At 68.1% G+C, this 18320-nt stretch carries 14 protein-coding genes; 11 read left to right on the forward strand and 3 right to left on the reverse strand.

The window, feature by feature from the left end; all coding sequences use genetic code 11:
* Positions 1–2: 2 nt before the first annotated feature.
* Both NGB36_RS21290 and NGB36_RS21295 read right to left on the reverse strand, forming a co-directional pair.
* Positions 3–821 carry a PaaX family transcriptional regulator gene (locus tag NGB36_RS21290; RefSeq protein WP_255921968.1) on the reverse strand — a complete coding sequence of 273 codons (819 nt, stop codon included), beginning with the start codon at positions 819–821 and terminating at the stop codon, positions 3–5.
* Positions 822–830: 9 nt separating this feature from the next.
* Complete coding sequence (locus tag NGB36_RS21295; protein ID WP_255921969.1) at positions 831–2453, reverse strand: AMP-binding protein; 1623 nt, start codon at positions 2451–2453, stop codon at positions 831–833.
* Between the two features lie 120 nt (positions 2454–2573).
* On the opposite strand from NGB36_RS21295, the gene NGB36_RS21300 reads away from it, so the two are divergent.
* From NGB36_RS21300 to NGB36_RS21310, 3 genes are all read left to right on the forward strand, one after another.
* Entirely contained in the window at positions 2574–3689 is a 1116-nt protein-coding gene (locus NGB36_RS21300; protein WP_255921970.1) for an acyl-CoA dehydrogenase family protein, read from the forward strand.
* Positions 3686–4084 carry a RidA family protein gene (locus NGB36_RS21305; protein ID WP_255921971.1) on the forward strand — a complete coding sequence of 133 codons (399 nt, stop codon included), beginning with the start codon at positions 3686–3688 and terminating at the stop codon, positions 4082–4084. The genes NGB36_RS21300 and NGB36_RS21305 overlap by 4 nt, the downstream gene beginning before the upstream one ends.
* Positions 4085–4174: 90 nt before the next feature.
* A complete protein-coding gene (locus NGB36_RS21310; RefSeq protein WP_255921972.1) occupies positions 4175–4780 on the forward strand; it encodes a DJ-1/PfpI family protein in 606 nt (201 codons plus the stop codon).
* A gap of 428 nt (positions 4781–5208) precedes the next feature.
* Here NGB36_RS21310 and NGB36_RS21315 read toward each other — a convergent pair whose 3' ends face one another.
* Positions 5209–6738: a helix-turn-helix domain-containing protein gene (locus NGB36_RS21315; protein ID WP_255921973.1), complete on the reverse strand. Its 1530-nt coding sequence runs from the start codon at positions 6736–6738 to the stop codon at positions 5209–5211.
* Between the two features lie 163 nt (positions 6739–6901).
* Between NGB36_RS21315 and acnA the strand changes: the two genes are divergently transcribed.
* From acnA to NGB36_RS21355, 8 genes are all read left to right on the forward strand, one after another.
* Positions 6902–9637, forward strand: coding sequence for an aconitate hydratase AcnA (gene acnA / locus NGB36_RS21320; protein WP_308288899.1), 2736 nt, complete (start codon positions 6902–6904; stop codon positions 9635–9637).
* A gap of 275 nt (positions 9638–9912) precedes the next feature.
* The gene (gene ngcE, locus NGB36_RS21325) at positions 9913–11319 is read left to right on the forward strand and encodes an N-acetylglucosamine/diacetylchitobiose ABC transporter substrate-binding protein (protein WP_255921975.1); all 1407 of its coding nucleotides are present in this window, start codon (positions 9913–9915) and stop codon (positions 11317–11319) included.
* 79 nt (positions 11320–11398) lie between these two features.
* A complete protein-coding gene (locus tag NGB36_RS21330; RefSeq protein WP_255921976.1) occupies positions 11399–12331 on the forward strand; it encodes a carbohydrate ABC transporter permease in 933 nt (310 codons plus the stop codon).
* Between the two features lie 15 nt (positions 12332–12346).
* Positions 12347–13294, forward strand: a complete 948-nt coding sequence (locus tag NGB36_RS21335) for a carbohydrate ABC transporter permease (protein ID WP_372509489.1) — start codon at positions 12347–12349, stop codon at positions 13292–13294.
* Between the two features lie 169 nt (positions 13295–13463).
* A complete protein-coding gene (locus tag NGB36_RS21340) occupies positions 13464–14669 on the forward strand; it encodes an ROK family transcriptional regulator (RefSeq protein ID WP_255921977.1) in 1206 nt (401 codons plus the stop codon).
* A gap of 118 nt (positions 14670–14787) precedes the next feature.
* A complete protein-coding gene (locus NGB36_RS21345; protein ID WP_255921978.1) occupies positions 14788–15888 on the forward strand; it encodes a sugar ABC transporter substrate-binding protein in 1101 nt (366 codons plus the stop codon).
* A gap of 139 nt (positions 15889–16027) precedes the next feature.
* Entirely contained in the window at positions 16028–16816 is a 789-nt protein-coding gene (locus NGB36_RS21350; protein WP_255922059.1) for an ATP-binding cassette domain-containing protein, read from the forward strand.
* Positions 16813–18147 carry a sugar ABC transporter permease gene (locus tag NGB36_RS21355; protein WP_372509490.1) on the forward strand — a complete coding sequence of 445 codons (1335 nt, stop codon included), beginning with the start codon at positions 16813–16815 and terminating at the stop codon, positions 18145–18147. The genes NGB36_RS21350 and NGB36_RS21355 overlap by 4 nt, the downstream gene beginning before the upstream one ends.
* Positions 18148–18320: the final 173 nt, after the last annotated feature.

The following is an 18320-nucleotide window of genomic DNA, read 5'->3' on the forward strand; positions in this document are numbered from 1 at the left end:
CGTCAGGCTGGAGTGTGCACGAATGCGGCCCCGGCGTCCCGCAGCCGCTTGTGCAGCGCCGTGAACACCTCGGCGGCGCGCCCGCCCGGCCAGTGCGCGGGCAGCAGCTGCGCCGGCAGGCCCGGATCCGCGTACGGCAGCCGCCGCCAGGCGTCGAGCGCCCGCAGATAGTCGGGAAACGCCTCCCGCGGCGTCACCGACGACCGGCGTGACCAGCGCTCCAGCACCGGCTCATGAGCGTCGAGGAAGTCACGGTGCAGTGCGGCGATCGCCTCTAGATCCCACCACCGCCGCACTGCGCTCCGCGTCGGCTCGAAACCCAGATGCGTCCCGCGGAACAGGTCGACATATGTGTCGAGTTCCAGCCGCTCCAGCGTGTGCCGCGCCTCCTCGTACAGCCGGGCAGGGGCGAGCCACACCCCCGGCGCCGCTGTGCCGAACGCCAGCCGCGCCAGCCTGGAGCGCAGCAGATGCCGCTTGTGCCGCTCGCTCTCCGGCACCGAGAACACCGCGAGCACCCACCCCTCGTCGGGCGGTGAGGTGAGCGGCCGGTAGATGCGCCGGTCGCCGTCGGCGAGCACCTGCTCCGCATCCGCCGACAGCGCGTACCCGGCGGCTCCGCCGGCCCGCGAGGGCACCAGCAGCCCGCGCCGCTTCAGCCGCGAGACCGCCGACCGCACCGACGGCGGATCGGCCCCGGCCGCACCCATCAGCCGGATGAGTGAGGCCACGTCGATCCGGCCACCGAGCTCGGCACGTCCGTAGGCGCCGAAGAACGTCACGATCAGCGAGCCCGGCGTGCCGGCAGAGTGCCCTTCCACGCGATCACTCTAGGACTGACCGAGACGGTGCACCTCGCGCAGTCTGAAGCGCTGCAGCTTGCCGGTGGGGGTGCGGGGCAGCGCGTCGAGGAAGACGATCTCGCGTGGGCACTTGTACGGGACGATCTCCTCCTTGGTGAAGTCGCGCAGCATGCGGACCGTGCGCTCACCGCGCTCCACGCCGTCGCGCAGCACCACGAACGCCTTGGCGATCTGCCCCCGCTCCTCGTCCGTTACGCCGACGACGGCCGCCTCCCGTACGTCCGGGTGGCGCAGTAGCGCCTCCTCGACCTCCGGGGCGGCGATGTTGTACCCGGCGGAGATGATCATGTCGTCGGCGCGCGCCACGTAGTGGAAGTAGCCGTCGGCGTCCCGCACATACGTATCGCCGGTGAGATTCCAGCCGTCGCGCACGTAGTCGCGCTGGCGTTCGTCGGCGAGATAGCGGCAGCCCGTAGGCCCGCGCACGGCCAGCAGCCCCGGCTCCCCGTCGGGGACGGGACGCCCGCTCGCGTCGACGATGCGCGCCTCGTAGCCGGGCACGGGCAGGCCGGTGGAGCCGGGACGTGCGTCCTCGTCGGCGGCCGAGATGAAGATGTGCAGCATCTCCGTCGCCCCGATGCCGTTGATGAGCTTGATGCCGGTGCTCCGGTGCCAGGCGTCCCAGGTGGCGGCGGGCAGGTTCTCGCCGGCGGAGACGCAGCGCCGCAGGGACGACAGATCGCAGCCGTCCTGTTGCGCGAGCATCGCCCGGTACGCGGTCGGGGCAGTGAACAGCACGCTCACCCGGTGCCGGTCGACCGCCTCCAACAGCTGCTCGGGTCCGGCCTGTTCGAGCAGGAGCGAGGAGGCGCCGGCGCGCAAGGGGAAGATCACCAGTCCGCCGAGGCCGAAGGTGAAACCGAGCGGCGGGCTCCCGGTGAAGACGTCGGACGGCAGCGGCCGCAGCACCCGTGCCGAGAAGGTGTCGGCGATCGCCAGTACATCGCGGTGGAAGTGCATGCAACCCTTCGGCCGTCCGGTGGTGCCGGAGGTGAAGGCGATCAGCGCCACGTCGTCGGCGGAGGTGGCCACCGCCGGGAAGCGGCCGGGCCTGCCGTGCGCCAGCCGCACCAGGTCGTCCGGTCCCTCGCCGCCGTACGCGGTGATGCGCAACCCGGGTACGTCGGCCTTCACCAGGTCGTCAAGCGACCGGATGTCGCACAGCGCATGACCCACCCGCGCGATCCGGCAGATCACCGCCAGCTCACGGGAGCGCTGCGCGGCCAGCACGGTCACCGCCACCGCGCCCGCCTTCATCACCGCGAACCAGCACGCCACAAGCCACGGCGTGGTCGGCCCGCGCAACAGCACCCGGTTGCCGGGCACCACGCCGAGGTCGTCGGTGAGCACGTGGGCAATGCGGTCCGAGGCGGCACGCAGATCCTCGTACGACCAGACCTCACCGCCCGGCATCCGCAGGCATGGCCGGTGCGGGCCGAAGCGCTCCGCGCTCGCGTCCAGCACCTCGCTGCCGCAGTTGAGCCGTTCCGGCACAGCCTGCCCGAGGGGCAGCAGGTCGGGCCACTGATCCCAGGGCGGCAGGCTGTCGCGTGGGAAGGTGTCCAGATGGGCGGATGGCAGCAGGTCCATGGCGGGTGCGCCCCTTTGCGCCGGTCCCGTTGACTTATGGCCGTACGAACCGTGGAATGCCGAATCAGCGTAACGTGATGGTGACGACAGTCAACAGCTCGCGATACGAGGAGACCGTAGGTGCCCGCATTCGCGCTCGACCCGGATCAGCTCACCTGGTGTGCCCAGATCCGCACCCAGGCCGCCACCCGGCTGCGCCCGCTCGCCGAGGCGGGTGAACCCGGCCGCGTCAACCGCCCGCTCCTCGCCGCGCTCGCCGAACTCGGGCTGCTGGAACGGCTCTTCCCGTGGGGCGGGCGCCCCTCCGCCACCGATCTGTGCCTGTTGCGTGAATCGCTCGCCCGCGAGTGCGTCGAGGCCGAGACCGCCCTCGCACTGCAGGGCCTCGGCGCTCACCCGGTCCTCCGTTCGCCGAACCTCGCCGCGCGCTGGATCCCCGAGGTCGTCGCCGGACGGGCGGTGCCCGCCTTCGCCCTCACCGAACCGTCGGCAGGATCCGACGCGGCCGCCCTCGATCTCAAGGCAGCGCCGGACGGGGACGGTTGGCGGCTCAGCGGCGAGAAGTGCTGGATCTCCAATGCCCCCGAAGCCGACTTCTACACCGTCTTCGCGCGCACCACACACGGCGCGGGAGCCCGCGGGGTGACCGCCTTCCTGCTCCCCGCCGACCGGCCGGGCGTGACCGGCGAGCATCTCGACATGCTCTCGCCGCACCCGATCGGCCGGCTGCTCCTCGACGAGGTGCCCGTCGGCCCGCAGGACGTGCTCGGCGAACGGGACCGCGGGTTCCGGGTCGCCATGGAGACGCTCAATCTCTTCCGGCCGAGCGTCGGGGCTTTCGCGGTCGGCATGGCACAGGCCGCCCAGGACGCGGCGATCGCGCATGCGGGCCGGCGCACCGCGTTCGGCGGTCCGCTGAAGGAGCTGCAGTCCGTCGGCCACACCCTCGCCGAGATGGCCACCCGTACCGAGGCGGCACGGCTGCTGGTGTACGCGGCGGCCGCGGCCTACGACACCGGAGCCCCCGACATCGCCAAGCGCTCGGCCATGGCGAAGCTCTTCGCGACCGAGACCGCCCAGTACGTCATCGACTCCGCCGTACAGCTGCACGGCGCCCGCGCCCTGCAACGCGGCCATCTCCTCGAACACCTTTACCGCGAGGTCCGCGCACCCCGCATCTACGAAGGCGCGACCGAGGTCCAGCGCACCATCATCGCCAAGGAGCTGTACCGGTGACGCCCGAAAGGATCAACCCGCCCGACCTCTCCCCGCCCACCGGCTTCAGCCATGCCGTCACCGCGACCGGCGGCCGCTTGGTCTTCCTCGCGGGCCAGACCGCGCTCGACGGCGACGGCAAGGTCGTCGGCGACACCCTGCCCGAACAGTTCGCCCGGGCGCTGGCCAATCTGCTCCATGCGCTGTCGGCCGCCGGGGGCACCGCCGCCGATCTCGTGCGCGTCACCGTGTACACCACCGATGTCCCCGCCTACCGCGCCGCGGCCCGCCGGCTCGGCGCGATCTGGCGCGAGTCGGCGGGCCGTGACTATCCGGCGATGGCGGTGATCGGTGTGGTGCGGCTCTGGGACGAGCAGGCGTTGGTGGAGCTGGACGGCATCGCCGTCATCGACTGACCGTCAGCTTTCACCAGACGCCGTCGGCTGTCACTTGGATGTCGCACCCACCGGCTACCGCGACCGATTCCGATCCACCAGGGAGTACGTATGACCACCTACGGCCTGCTGACCTTCGACGGTGCCGAGGAGTTGGACTTCACCGGGCCGTGGGAGGTGTTCACCGCCTCCTCCATGCTTCGCGACCACGCCGACACCGTGCTGCTCATCGCCGAACACCCGGGCGCCGTCCGCTGCAACAAGGGCATGCGGGTCCTGCCGGACCACACCCTCAACGATCACCCTCCGCTGGACGTTCTGCTGGTCCCGGGGGGCAACGGGACCCGTCGCGAAGTGTCCAACCCCGTACTCATCGACTGGATCCGCAAGACCGCCGCCAACGCCGCCTGGACCACCAGCGTGTGCACCGGAGCCCTGCTCCTGCACGAGGCAGGCCCGGCCCGCGGCCGCAGGGTCGCAACCCACTACCTGTTCGAGGACGCCCTGCAGGCCAGGGGCGACATCACCGTGGTCCGCGATGCCCGCTACATCGTCGACGGGAACCTCGTCACCAGCCAGGGTGTCTCAGCCGGAATTGATATGGCCCTGTGGCTCATCGGCCGCCTCCATGGCCGCGACCACGCTCGCGCCGTCCGCAGGTACATCCAGTACGAGCCCGCGCCGCCCCACCTCGCCGACGAGCCGGTCGCCGGCTGAACCCTGGGATCACTCAGCTCCTCGCCGCTGGTGAGGTGAGGAAGTCATAAGTGTTGTGGTTTGAGAACTGCGTGAGCGAGGGAGCGCGGGTTAGGGCTCGTCGGCCCGCGGCCGAGGCGCCGGCGTGCCTGGTGACGGTCAACCACGGCGCGCCCACGCTCGTACGTCGTTTTTCCGCTCGCGATGGAGCGCAGCGCACGGTCGACCGACCGGGGGAACGGGTGGCCCAGATGCGCTGCGTAAGTATGCTCACTTCCTACCCCGCGAGGGTGCACGAGGCGGCGCGGCCACCGACGCCGTCTTCGGGTAGCCCGCGCCGGACCGGAGCAGCGCGGTTGTGCAAAGTCTCCGAGAAGTCCCACGGGTGCCGCCCCACCCCGTCTGACCCGCATTATTGCAGGTCAGACGGGGTGGGCGGCCTGTGTCGATCAGATGTCCCGGAAGGTCTCGATCTGCGCGCCGATCGAATTGAGCCGTTCCGCCAGCTCCTCGTACCCTCGGTTGATCACATACACGTTCCGCAGCACGGACGTGCCCTCCGCCGCCAGCATCGCCAGCAGCGTCACCACGGCGGGACGCAGCGCCGGCGGGCACATCATCTCCGCCGACCGCCACCGCGTCGGGCCCTCGACCAGCACACGGTGCGGGTCGAGGAGCTTGACGCTCGCGCCCAGCCGGGTGAGCTCGGTGAGGTAGATGGCACGGTTGTCGTAGACCCAGTCGTGGATCAGGGTCGAGCCCTGGGCGGTCGCGGCGATCGCCGCGAAGAACGGCACGTTGTCGATGTTGAGGCCGGGGAACGGCATCGGGTGGATCTTGTCGAGCGGCGCGCGCAGCTTCGACGGATGCACCGTCAGGTCGACCAGGCGGGTGCGGCCGTTGTCCGCCGCGTACTCGGCGCTGCGCTCGTGGTCCAGACCCATCTCGTCGAGCACCGCGAGCTCGATCTCGAGGAACTCGATCGGCACCCGCCGGATGGTCAGCTCCGAGGAGGTCACCACGGCGGCGGCGATCAGGCTCATTGCCTCGACCGGGTCCTCGGACGGCGCATAGTCGACGTCGCAGTCGATGTGCCCCACGCCGTGCACCGTCAGCGTCGTGGTGCCGATGCCCTCGACCTTCACACCCAGCTGCTCCAGGAAGAAACACAAGTCCTGGACCATGTAGTTGGAGCTGGCATTGCGGATCACCGTGACGCCGTCGTGGCGGGCGGCGGCGAGCAGCGCGTTCTCGGTCACCGTGTCGCCGCGTTCGGTCAGCACGATCGGGCGGGACGGCGAGGCCGAGGAGTCGACGGCGGCGTGGTACCAGCCGCCGGTGGCCGTCACGTCGAGCCCGAAGTGGCGCAGTGCCGCCATGTGAGGGTGCACCGTGCGCGTTCCGAGGTCGCAGCCGCCCGCATACGGGATCTTGAATTGTTCGGTGCGGTGCATCAGCGGGCCGAGGAACATGATGACGCTGCGGGTGCGGCGCGCCGCCTCGGTGTCCATCGCGTCCAGGTCGAGCTCGGCGGGCGGCACGATCTCCAGGTCGTTGCCGTCGTTGATCCAGCGGGTGCGCACCCCGATGGAACCGAGCACTTCGAGGATGCGGTACACCTCCTCGATCCGGGCGACCCGGCGCAGGGTCGTGCGCCCCGCGTTGAGCAGCGACGCGCACAGCAGCGCCACGCATGCGTTCTTGCTCGTCTTGACGTCGATGGCGCCGGAGAGCCGCCGTCCGCCGACGACGCGCAGGTGCATGGGACCGGCGTACCCGAGGGAGACGATCTCGCTGTCGAGCGCCTCGCCGATTCGAGCGATCATCTCAAGACTGATGTTCTGGTTGCCTCGCTCGATTCGGTTGACCGCGCTCTGGCTGGTACCGAGGGCCTCCGCCAGTTCCGACTGTGTCCAGCCCCGGTGCTGGCGCGCGTCGCGGATGAGCTTGCCGATACGTACGAGGTAGTCGTCTGCCATGAGGCGATGTTATCTCAGATATGAGATGTGGCGCGCGATGAGGGTGTGTCGCGTGTCCGAACGTGTCATGGGCCGGTGGGTCGCGGCCCGCGGCGATGTACTAGAGTTATCTCGACATCGAGATATCTGCCGGGTCATGCACACATGCACAAAGGAGACTGTCGTGTCGGCGAACAGCTTCGACGCCCGCAACACGCTGCGCGTGGGCGACGAATCGTATGAGATCTTCCGGCTGGACAAGGTCGAGGGCTCCGCCCGACTGCCGTACAGCCTGAAGGTGCTGCTGGAGAACCTTCTCCGCACCGAGGACGGCGCGAACATCACCGCCGACCACATCCGGGCGCTGGGCAACTGGGATGCGAGCGCCCAGCCCAGCCAGGAGATCCAGTTCACTCCGGCACGCGTGATCATGCAGGACTTCACGGGTGTGCCGTGCGTGGTCGACCTCGCCACCATGCGCGAGGCCGTCAAGGAGCTCGGCGGCGACCCGTCCCGGATCAACCCGCTGGCCCCCGCCGAGCTGGTCATCGACCACTCGGTCATCGCCGACCGCTTCGGCACCCCCGACTCCTTCGCGCAGAACGTGGAGCTGGAGTACGGCCGCAACAAGGAGCGCTACCAGTTCCTGCGCTGGGGCCAGACCGCGTTCGACGAGTTCAAGGTCGTCCCGCCGGGCACCGGAATCGTCCACCAGGTCAACATCGAGCACCTTGCGCGTACGGTCATGGTGCGGGGCGGCCAGGCCTACCCGGACACCCTGGTCGGCACCGACTCGCACACCACCATGGTCAACGGTCTCGGCGTGCTCGGCTGGGGCGTCGGCGGCATCGAGGCCGAGGCCGCCATGCTCGGCCAGCCGGTCTCGATGCTCATCCCGCGCGTCGTCGGCTTCAAGCTGACCGGCTCGCTGCCGACCGGCACCACCGCCACCGATCTCGTCCTCACGATCACCGAGATGCTCCGCCGGCACGGCGTCGTCGGCAAGTTCGTCGAGTTCTACGGCGAGGGCGTCTCCTCCATCCCGCTCGCCAACCGGGCCACCATCGGCAACATGTCGCCGGAGTTCGGCTCCACGGCCGCGATCTTCCCGATCGACCGGGAGACCCTGAACTACCTCAAGCTCACCGGCCGTTCGGCCCAGCAGCTCGCGCTCGTCGAGGCCTACGCCAAGGAGCAGGGCCTGTGGCTCGACCCGGCCGCCGAGCCCGACTTCTCCGAGAAGCTCGAACTGGACCTCGCCACCGTCGTCCCGTCGATCGCCGGCCCCAAGCGCCCGCAGGACCGCATCGTCCTCGCCGAAGCGGCCACCAAGTTCGCCGAGGACGTACGCAATTACGTCAGCGACGCCGAGGACGCCGACGAGGCGGGCAAGGAGTCCTTCCCCGCCTCCGACGCCCCGGCGGTCTCCAACGGCGCGCCCAGCAAGCCGACCCCCGTCACGGCCGCCGACGGCACGACGTACACGATCGACCACGGCGCCGTCGCGGTCGCCGCGATCACCTCCTGCACCAACACCTCCAACCCGTACGTCATGGTGGGCGCCGCGCTGCTTGCCAAGAAGGCGGTGGAGAAGGGCCTGACCCGCAAGCCGTGGGTGAAGACCACTCTCGCCCCCGGCTCCAAGGTCGTCATGGACTACTACGACCGCGCCGGTCTCACCCCGTACCTCGACAAGCTGGGCTTCAACCTCGTCGGCTACGGCTGCACCACCTGCATCGGCAACTCCGGCCCGCTGCCGGAGGAGGTCTCCAAGGCGGTCAACGACAATGACCTCGCCGTGGTCTCCGTCCTTTCCGGCAACCGCAACTTCGAGGGCCGGATCAACCCGGACGTCAAGATGAATTACCTGGCGTCCCCGCCGCTGGTAGTCGCGTACGCCATCGCGGGCTCCATGAAGGTGGACATCACCAAGGACCCGCTCGGCACCGACAGCGAGGGCAAGCCGGTCTTCCTGAAGGACATCTGGCCCTCCGAGCAGGAGGTCGAGCAGGTCGTCGCCTCCGCGATCGGCCAGGAGATGTTCACCAAGGACTACGCCGACGTCTTCGCAGGCGACGCGCAGTGGCAGGCGCTGCCGGTCCCGACCGGCAACACCTTCGAGTGGGACCCGCAGTCCACCTACGTCCGCAAGCCCCCGTACTTCGAGGGCATGACGATGGACCCGGCGCCGGTGGAGGACATCGCGGGTGCCCGCGTCCTCGCCAAGCTGGGTGACTCCGTCACCACCGACCACATCTCCCCGGCGGGCGCCATCAAGGCCGACACCCCTGCCGGCCAGTACCTGCTGGAGCACGGCGTCGAGCGCCGCGACTTCAACTCGTACGGCTCGCGCCGCGGCAACCACGAGGTGATGATCCGCGGCACCTTCGCCAACATCCGCCTGCGCAACCAGATCGCGCCGGGGACCGAGGGCGGCTACACCCGTGACTTCACCCAGGCGGGTGGTCCGGTCTCGTTCATCTACGACGCCTCGCAGAACTACCAGGCCGCCGGCACCCCGCTCGTCATCCTGGCGGGCAAGGAGTACGGCTCGGGCTCGTCGCGCGACTGGGCCGCGAAGGGCACCGCGCTGCTCGGCGTCAAGGCCGTCATCGCCGAGAGCTACGAGCGCATCCACCGCTCGAACCTCATCGGCATGGGCGTGCTGCCGCTGCAGTTCCCGGCCGGCGCGTCGGCCGACTCGCTCGGCCTGACCGGCGAGGAGACCTTCTCCATCACCGGCATCACCGCGCTCAACGACGGCGGCATCCCCGAGACTGTGAAGGTCATGGCGACGACTGCCGGCGGCGAAGAGGTGCAGTTCGACGCCACCGTGCGCATCGACACGCCGGGAGAGGCGGACTACTACCGCAACGGCGGCATCATGCAGTACGTTTTGCGGTCATTGATCCGCAAGTAAAGCGTCACCCTTACAGGGCCGCACACCGCTTTGGCGGTGTGCGGCCCTGTTGCTTGTTGCAGTGTTGAACAAACCGGAGCACAGGTCTCAACTCGGGAAAGGTTATGGAGCCATGGCGCTTTCGATCTTGCCCTGTGAACGGAAAGTGGACTATACCTGTCGGCGTCCAGCGGCCCAGAGCCTCGGTCGCCGACTACGACCCAGCTTCAATCGACAGCGGTAGCCGGTCGGTTCCGGTGCACCGCCTGAGTCCTGGAGAAGGCGAGGACTTGAGCATGGGATCCACCTTCGAGCCGAACCGGCTCAACCGCCGTGACCTGATCAAGCGCGCAGCCGCACTCGGCGCCGTCGCCGTTCCTGCGAGCGGGTTGCTCAGCGCGTGCGCCGCCAGCGGGGGAGGGACTGGTCAGCAGGAAACGGGGACGAAGTCCGCGAGTAATCCGCTCGGCGTGGCCGACAGCGCGTCGCTCGACGTCGTCATCTTCGACGGCGGATTCGGCGACGCCTATGCGAAGCAGTTCGAGAAGCTGTACGCGAAGGAATTCCCCAAGTCCAAGGTTTCGCATACCGCTACTCAGAACATCACCGGCCTGTTGCAGCCCCGCCTCAACGGGGGCAATCCGCCGGACATCGTGGACGACTCGGGAAACCAGCAGATCAAGCTGGACGTCCTGCAGAAGAACGGGCAGCTCACCGACCTCACGCCGCTGCTTGACGCGCCATCCATCGACGATCCGAGCAAGAAGGTCCGCGACACCCTGATGCCGGGCACCGTTGAGCTGGGCACCGTCGGCGGGAAGTTCGTCACACTGCAGTACGTCTACACCGTGTTCGGCCTGTGGTATTCGGGCAAGCTGTTCAGCCAGCACGGCTGGAGCGAGCCGAAGACCTGGGCGGATTTCATCTCGCTCGGTGCGGAGATCAAGAAGACGGGTATTGCGCCCTTCGCCCACCAAGGCAAGTACCCGTACTACATCAACGTCGCCATCGTCGACCTGGCCATCAAGAACGGTGGCACGGACTTCCTCAACCGTCTCGACCAGATGGATCCGACGATCTGGGATGAGGACCCGGCGAAGAACGCGATCGAGGCGATCTACGAGATCGTCAGCAACAACTATCTTCTGCCCGGCACCAACGGCATGACGCACATCGAGTCGCAGACCGCCTGGAACGAGTACAAGGCGGCGTTCATCCCTTGCGGTGCCTGGCTGGAGAACGAGCAACTCAAGGCGACGCCGTCCGACTTCCAGATGACGTTCATGCCGATGCCGTCGCTCTCGGGCGACAAGATGCCGTTCGAGGCGATCCGCGGTGGCGCCAACGAGCCGTACATCGTGCCGAAGGCGGCGAAGAACGCCAACGGCGGCATGGAGTTCATGCGCATCATGCTCAGCAAGGCCGCTGCCACGGCGTTCGCCCAGACCGCGAACTCGCTCACCGTGCTCAAGGACGGCATCAGCCCGGGTGTGCAGCTGCGCCCCGGGACGCAGTCCACCGTCACGGCACTCAAGGCCGCCGGAAGCAACGTCTTCAACCCGACCTATCTGACGAACTACAGCTCGCTCGATGTGGACATGGGCAACTCCAGCGCCGACCTGATGGCCAATCGCATCAAGCCTGCCCAATGGCTGAGCCAGGTCAAGGCCGCTGCGGTGAAGGCGCAAAAGGGCGGAGCCTGACGGCGCGTAGGGAAGACTCGGTGGCGGTACGCCAAATCGGCTGCCGCCACCGCCGGCAGCAGGAGCAGGGGCAGGAGCCATGCGACACCGTAAGTATCCGTTCATCATCGGATTTCTCATCGCGCCGGTCGGGCTGTACGCCCTGCTGATGCTGTGGCCGTATCTGCAGACTTTCGGTTACTCGCTCACCGACTGGAGCGGCGAGTCGTCGGTGATGCATTTCGTCGGGCTGAAGAACTACACAACGCTCTTCTCCGACTCGGTCTTCCAGCAGGCGCTGCTGCACAACCTGCTGTTGCTCCTGCTGCTGCCGGTGATCACCATCCTGCTGGCGCTGTTCTTCGCCTTCATGCTCAACGTCGGAGGGCGCGGCGGCACCGGCGGGGTGCAGGGCGTACGCGGCTCGGCGGCATACCGTGTGGTCTTCTTCTTCCCGCAGTTGCTGTCCATCGCGATTCTCACCGTCATGTTCGAGGGGGTCTTCCGCAGCGATGCCAGTGGGCTGCTCAACGGCATCCTGGTGAAACTGGGACTGGAGAACGCGCAGAACCCCATCGAGTGGCTGAACGACCCCAACACGGTGCTGTGGACGGTTCTTGCGGTCACCGTGTGGTGGTGGGTCGGCTTCTATCTCGTCTACTTCTCCGCCGCGATGCAGGCCATCCCCAAGGACATCTACGAGGCGGCGCTCCTCGACGGCGCGGGCCGGGTGCATACGTTCTTCCGGATCACCCTCCCGCTGCTGTGGGACAGCCTGCAGACCGCATGGGTCTATCTGGCCATCGTGGCCATGGACTTCTTCGCCCAGGTCTCCACGCTGACACCCGGCGTGGCGTATGGCGGTGGCCCCGACTACCACAGCGAAGTCCTGTCCACCTATCTGATGAGGAACTTCCTCTACTACGGCAAGAGCGGCTACGCCTGCGCCATGGGCGTCGTGATCCTCTTCCTCACCCTGATCGTGTCACTGGTCGCGCTGCGGTCCACCCGCCGCGGACGCATCGAGTTCTGAGCGGGGATACGCACGATGAGCGCTACACCCATTACGAAGACCTCCGACGAGCCCGAGGAGGGCCGCGGCCCGGCCACACCGCCCGCCGGCGGACGCAGGATGCCCAAGGAGCAGCGGTTCGGTGACGCCGGCGGGGTGCTCAACGTCTTCTCGCACGGGTTCCTCGTGCTGTGGACAGTAATGATCATCCTACCCCTGCTGTGGATCGTGCTCGGCTCCTTCAAGACCGACGCACAGATCGGCGGCAGCGCGTGGGCGTGGCCGGCGAACTGGTCCTTCAGCGTCTTCGGCCGCGCCTGGGACAAGGGGATCGGGGGATTCTTCCTCAACACGGTGATCGTGCTGGGCTTCTCCGTGCCGCTGACGATGCTGTTCGGCTCGATGGCCGCGTACGTGCTGGCGCGATACGAGTTCCCGGGCAACCGGTTCCTGTACTACCTGTTCGTCGCGGGTGCGATGTTCCCGCCCTACCTCGCCCTCGTGCCGCTGTTCTTCATGGTGCGCAACCTGGGGATGCTCAACACGTACCAGGGGCTGATCCTGGTCTATGTCGCGTTCTCGATGCCGTTCACCGTGTTCTTCATGCATTCGTTCTTCCGTACGCTGCCGACGGCGGTGCACGAGGCGGCCATGATCGACGGGTGCTCGCACACCCGTGCGTTCTTCCAGGTCATGCTGCCGATCGCCAAGCCCGGCCTGATCAGCGTTGGCATCTTCAACCTGCTCGGGCAGTGGAACCAGTACATCCTGCCGCTGACCTTGATGCAGAAGCAGAGCGGCACGGACCACGACCGGTCCGTGCTCACCCAGGGTCTGGTCAACCTCTCCCTCCAGCAGGGGTACTCGGGCGACTATCCGGCGCTCTTCGCGGGCATGACGCTCGCCATGCTGCCCGTGCTGGTGGTCTACCTCTCCTTCCAGCGCCAGGTGCAGTCCGGCCTGTCGGCCGGTGTGCTCAAGTAGCGGCGCCCGGGCCGGCGGCCCAGGATCCGGCGGCCCGGCGGCCTGTCCCCGCCGGGCCGTCCCCTGCTTACGATCTGTGATCATCCGGGGTTCTTAGCGTTCAACGTCTTGACGCGGCTGACCCCCTCCGGCTGTGCTTGGAGTTCAAAGGTTGGAGGAGTGGATGATCGTGGAGACTCCGGGATCGCAGTCGTCGCTGCACCGGGCCAATCTGGAGCGCGTGGTCCGGGCGGTACGCCTCGCGGGGTCGCTCACCCAGGCGGAGATCGCCCGCACGACCGGTCTGTCCGCGGCGACGGTCTCCAACATCGTCCGTGAGCTGCGGGACAACGGCACCGTGCAGGTCACGCCGACCTCGTCGGGTGGCCGCAGGGCGCGTAGCGTCTCGCTCTCCGGTGACGCGGGAATCGTTGTCGGCGTCGACTTCGGCCACTCCCACCTGCGTGTCGCCGTGGGCAATCTCGCCCATCAGGTGCTCGCCGAGCAGTCCGAGCCGATCGACGTGGACGCCTCGGCCGCCGAGGGGTTCGATCGGGCGGAGCAGCTGGTCGGGCAGCTGATCGAGGCGACCGGGATCGGACGGGACAAGGTCATCGGTGTTGGGGTCGGCGTGCCGGGCCCGATCGACATCGCCTCCGGGGTGCTCGGCTCGTCCGCGATCCTCCCCGGCTGGGGCGGGGTGAACCCGCGCGAGGAGCTGGCCGTGCGTCTCGGCATGCCGGTGCACGTCGACAACGACGCCAACCTCGGCGCCCTCGGCGAGCTGGTCTGGGGCGGCGGCCGCGGCGTGAAGGACCTCGCGTACATCAAGGTGGCCAGCGGTGTGGGCGCGGGCCTGGTGATCAACGGACGGATCTACCGCGGTCCCGGCGGCACCGCGGGGGAGATCGGGCACATCACGCTGGACGAGTCGGGGCCGGTGTGCCGCTGCGGCAACCGCGGCTGCCTGGAGACCTTTACCGCGGCCCGCTACGTCCTCGAGCTGCTGCGCGCCAGCCACGGCCCCGAGCTGACCGTGCCGAAGATGGTGCAACTCGCCCGTGAGGGCGACCCCGGCTGCCGCCGCGTGATCGCGGACGTCGGACGCCATGTCGGGATGGGCGTGGCCAATCTCTGCAACGTGCTCAACCCGAGCCGGGTGGTGCTCGGCGGCGACCTGGCGGAGGCGGGGGAGCTGGTACTCGGCCCGATCAGGGAGTCGGTGGCGCGCTATGCGATCCCAAGTGCCGCGCGACAGCTGTCCGTTGTCCCCGGCGGGCTCGGTGCCCGTGCCGAAGTGCTCGGCGCGCTCGCCCTCGTGCTGAGTGAAATGGGCGATTCACCGCTTTTGGCGGATTCGGTGGATTCGGTGCCTGCCGCGCCTGCATTCACATAGATAACGAGGCCTTTCGTTGTCATCTCGTTAATGATTTACTTCTTGACGTTAACGCGTCCTCGGAGTTGACTCCTCTCACCTCGGCCGCGACGTCGCGGCCCTGTCAGGGAGGTACTCCGTGAACACCACTCTGCGCCGTACCGCCATAGGGGTCGTGGCCGTGTCCATGGCCTTGTCAGTGGCGGCGTGTGGAAAGGCCGGCGGCTCTTCGTCGAGCGCGGCCAGCGTCAGCAGCGGCTTCAAGATAGGTCTGGCTCTCCCCGAGAACCAGACCGCGCGTTACGAGGCGTACGACCGCCCGATGATCGAGAAGAAGATCAGCGAGCTCTGTCCCAAGTGCACGGTCGAGTACGAGAACGCCACGCAGAACGCCAACACCCAGCAGCAGCAGATCGACACGCTGATCAACGACGGCGTGAAGGTCATCATTCTCGACTCCGTCGACTACAAGGCGATCCAGCCGTCGGTTCAGAAGGCGCACGACAAGGGCATCAAGGTCGTGGCATACGACCGTCTCGCCCAGGGCCCGGTCGACGCCTACACCTCCTTCGACAACTACAAGGTCGGCCAGCAGCAGGCGCAGGGCCTGCTCACGGCACTCGGTTCGAAGGCGACGCCGAACAACAAGATCATCATGGTCAACGGCGACCCGGGTGACCCCAACGCCGCCCAGTTCAAGGCCGGTGCGCTCTCCGTCCTCAAGGGCAAGATTGACATCGCCGCCAGCTACGACACCAACGGCTGGCTCGCCAACAACGCCAACCAAGAGGTCGCCGGCGCCGTCACCCGGCTCGGAAACAACGGTTTCGTCGGCGTCTACTCGGCCAACGACGGCATGGCCGCCGGTGTCATCAGCGCCCTGCAGGCCGCCCATATCAACCCGATCCCGCCGGTCACCGGCCAGGACTCGCAGCTCGACGGTGTCCAGCGGGTCGTCGCGGGCCTCCAGGCGCTGTCCATCTACAAGCCGTACCGCGACGAGGCCAACGCCGCCGCCGAGATGGCGATCGACCTGGCCACCGGAAAGTCGCTCTCCGGCGTCGCCACCGGAACCTCGAACAGCGCGACCAACAAGGGAATCCCGTCAGAGCTCATCCCGACGACGATCCTGACGCAGCAGAACATCCAGCAGACCGTCATCTCGGGCGGCCTCTACACCGTCAGCCAGATCTGCACCCCGCAGTACGCCGCGGCGTGCGCCAAGATCGGGCTGAAGTAACGCCGTAACAGCGACCAGCGGGAGATTCCCCGCAGTCGCCTGCAGAAGAAACGCTCCGGCATCCCGTTGCCCCATGAATACCCCGCTGCCGGACATCGGGGTGCCGGATTCATCCCCCGCCGGAGAGGCGGCGAAGGAGATGGTTCACGTGACCGCTACGCCCGTGCTGGCGTTGCGCGGGATTTCCAAGCGGTTCGGTGCCGTACAGGCGCTCACCGATGTCGAGTTGGAAATCCACGCCGGTGAAGTGCTCGCCCTGGTGGGCGACAACGGCGCCGGAAAATCGACGCTCGTCAAGACGATCGCAGGTGTTGAGGCGATCGACGACGGCGTCATCGAATGGGAGGGCCGGCCCGTCACCATCCACCGCCCGCACGACGCACAGGAGTTGGGGATCGCCACCGTTTACCAGGACCTCGCGCTGTGCGACAACCTGGATGTGGTGCAGAACCTCTTCCTCGGCCGCGAGATACGCAAGGTCGGTGTGCTCGACGAGGTCGAGATGGAGAAGCGCTCCCGCGAACTGCTCAACACACTCTCCATCCGCATTCCCAGCGTCCGGATCCCGATCGCCTCGCTCTCTGGCGGTCAGCGCCAGACCGTGGCGATCGCCCGCTCGCTCATCGGCGACCCCAAGGTCGTCATCCTCGACGAGCCGACGGCCGCACTCGGCGTCGAGCAGACGGCGCAGGTGCTCGACCTCGTGGAGCGGCTGCGCGAACGCGGCCTCGCCGTGATCCTCATCAGCCACAACATGGTCGACGTCAAGGCGGTCGCGGACCGCGTCGCCGTGCTCCGACTCGGCTGCAACAACGGCGTGTTCGGGGTCAAGGAGACCAGCCAGGAACAGATCATCTCCGCCATCACCGGCGCCACGGACAACGCCGTGACCCGCCGTCAGGCGCGCACCGGGGAGGCAGCCAAGTGAGCGACAACCTCACCAAGGGCCCGGCCGAGGCCGGCAGCGAAGGATCCGGCGTACAGCAGGCCGCGGGCGCGGACGGGGCGGTCGCCGCCCCCTCGGCCGCCGCGGACGCGATCGTGGCGGTCGACCCGCGACTGCTGGTGCGCGAGGAGGGCTTCGCCGGATACCTCAGGGAGTTCAAGCGCCGGATGCGCAGCGGTGACCTCGGCTCGATGCCGGTCATCGTCGCGCTGATCCTGATCTGGGGCATCTTCCAGGGCTTGAACAGCTCGTTCCTGTCGGCCAACAACCTGTCGACCGTCGCGTTCAACGTGGTGGGCATCGGCATGATCGCGGTCGGCATCGTCTTCGTCCTGCTGCTCGGCGAGATCGACCTGTCGGTCTCCTACGTCAGCGGCCTGGCCGGTGCCGTCTTCGCCGTCCTCAGCGTGTATCACGGAGTGCCGGACTATCTGGCGCTGGTGCTCGGCCTGGTCACCGGCGCCGCGATCGGCGCGCTGCAGGGCTTCTTCTTCGCCAAGGTCGGCGTGCCCGCGTTCGTCGTCACCCTGGCGGGCTTCCTCGCCTGGAACGGCGCCATGCTGTGGGTGCTCGGCAAGAACGGCACCATCAACCTGCCGACCAACGGGCTCCTCTACAACCTGTACAACTACACGTTCTCCGACGTCGCGGCGGCCTACGGCCTCGCCCTGATCGGGACCGTGGTCTACCTGGCGGCCTCGCTGTGGGAGACCAGGCGGCGCCGTTCGGCAGGCGTGCCGTTCCGTCCGCTCAGCGAGATCGTCGTCAAGACCGTGCTGCTCGCGATCGTCGCCTTCGGCGCGGCCGCGGTGCTCAACCAGGCGTCGGGCCTGCCGTTGTGTGTCTTGATCTTCCTTCTCGTCGTGGTCGGTCTCGACCTGGTGCTGCGGCGCACCGCTTACGGCCGTCAGGTGTTCGCGGTCGGCGGCGGCATCGAGGCGGCGCGACGGGCGGGCATCAACGTCGCATGGGTCCGCATCTCGGTCTTCATGATCTCCGGCACGATGGCGGCGCTCGGCGGCATGTTCCTCGCCGGACAGGTCAACTCCGCCCAGTCGACCCAGGGCGGCGGCAACACCCTGATGGAGGCGATCGCCGCGGCTGTCATCGGCGGGACGAGCCTGTTCGGCGGCCGGGGCAAGACCTGGTCCGCTCTGCTCGGTGCGCTGGTGATCGTCTCCATCCAGCAGGGCATGTACATCCTCAACCTCAACACCGCGATCCAGTACATGATCACCGGTGCGGTGCTGCTGGCCGCGGTGGTGGTGGACTCCGTCTCCCGCAGGACCCAGAAGGCCTCCGGCCGCGCGTAGCGCGCGCTCGTGCCTATACGCAGGCGACCGGCCCGGAACCCTCCGGGCCGGTCGTTGGCCTGACGACGCGCGCGAGGCAGCCGGGCCGTGGATGGGGCGGTGCCCGCGGTGTCGCCTCGCGGGCGGAGAAGTCAGGCAGGGCTGCGCTGTCTGCGTCTTCGTCTTCGTCGGTC

It is taken from the genome of Streptomyces humicola (assembly GCF_024436035.1).
Classification (GTDB): domain Bacteria; phylum Actinomycetota; class Actinomycetes; order Streptomycetales; family Streptomycetaceae; genus Streptantibioticus_B; species Streptantibioticus_B humicola.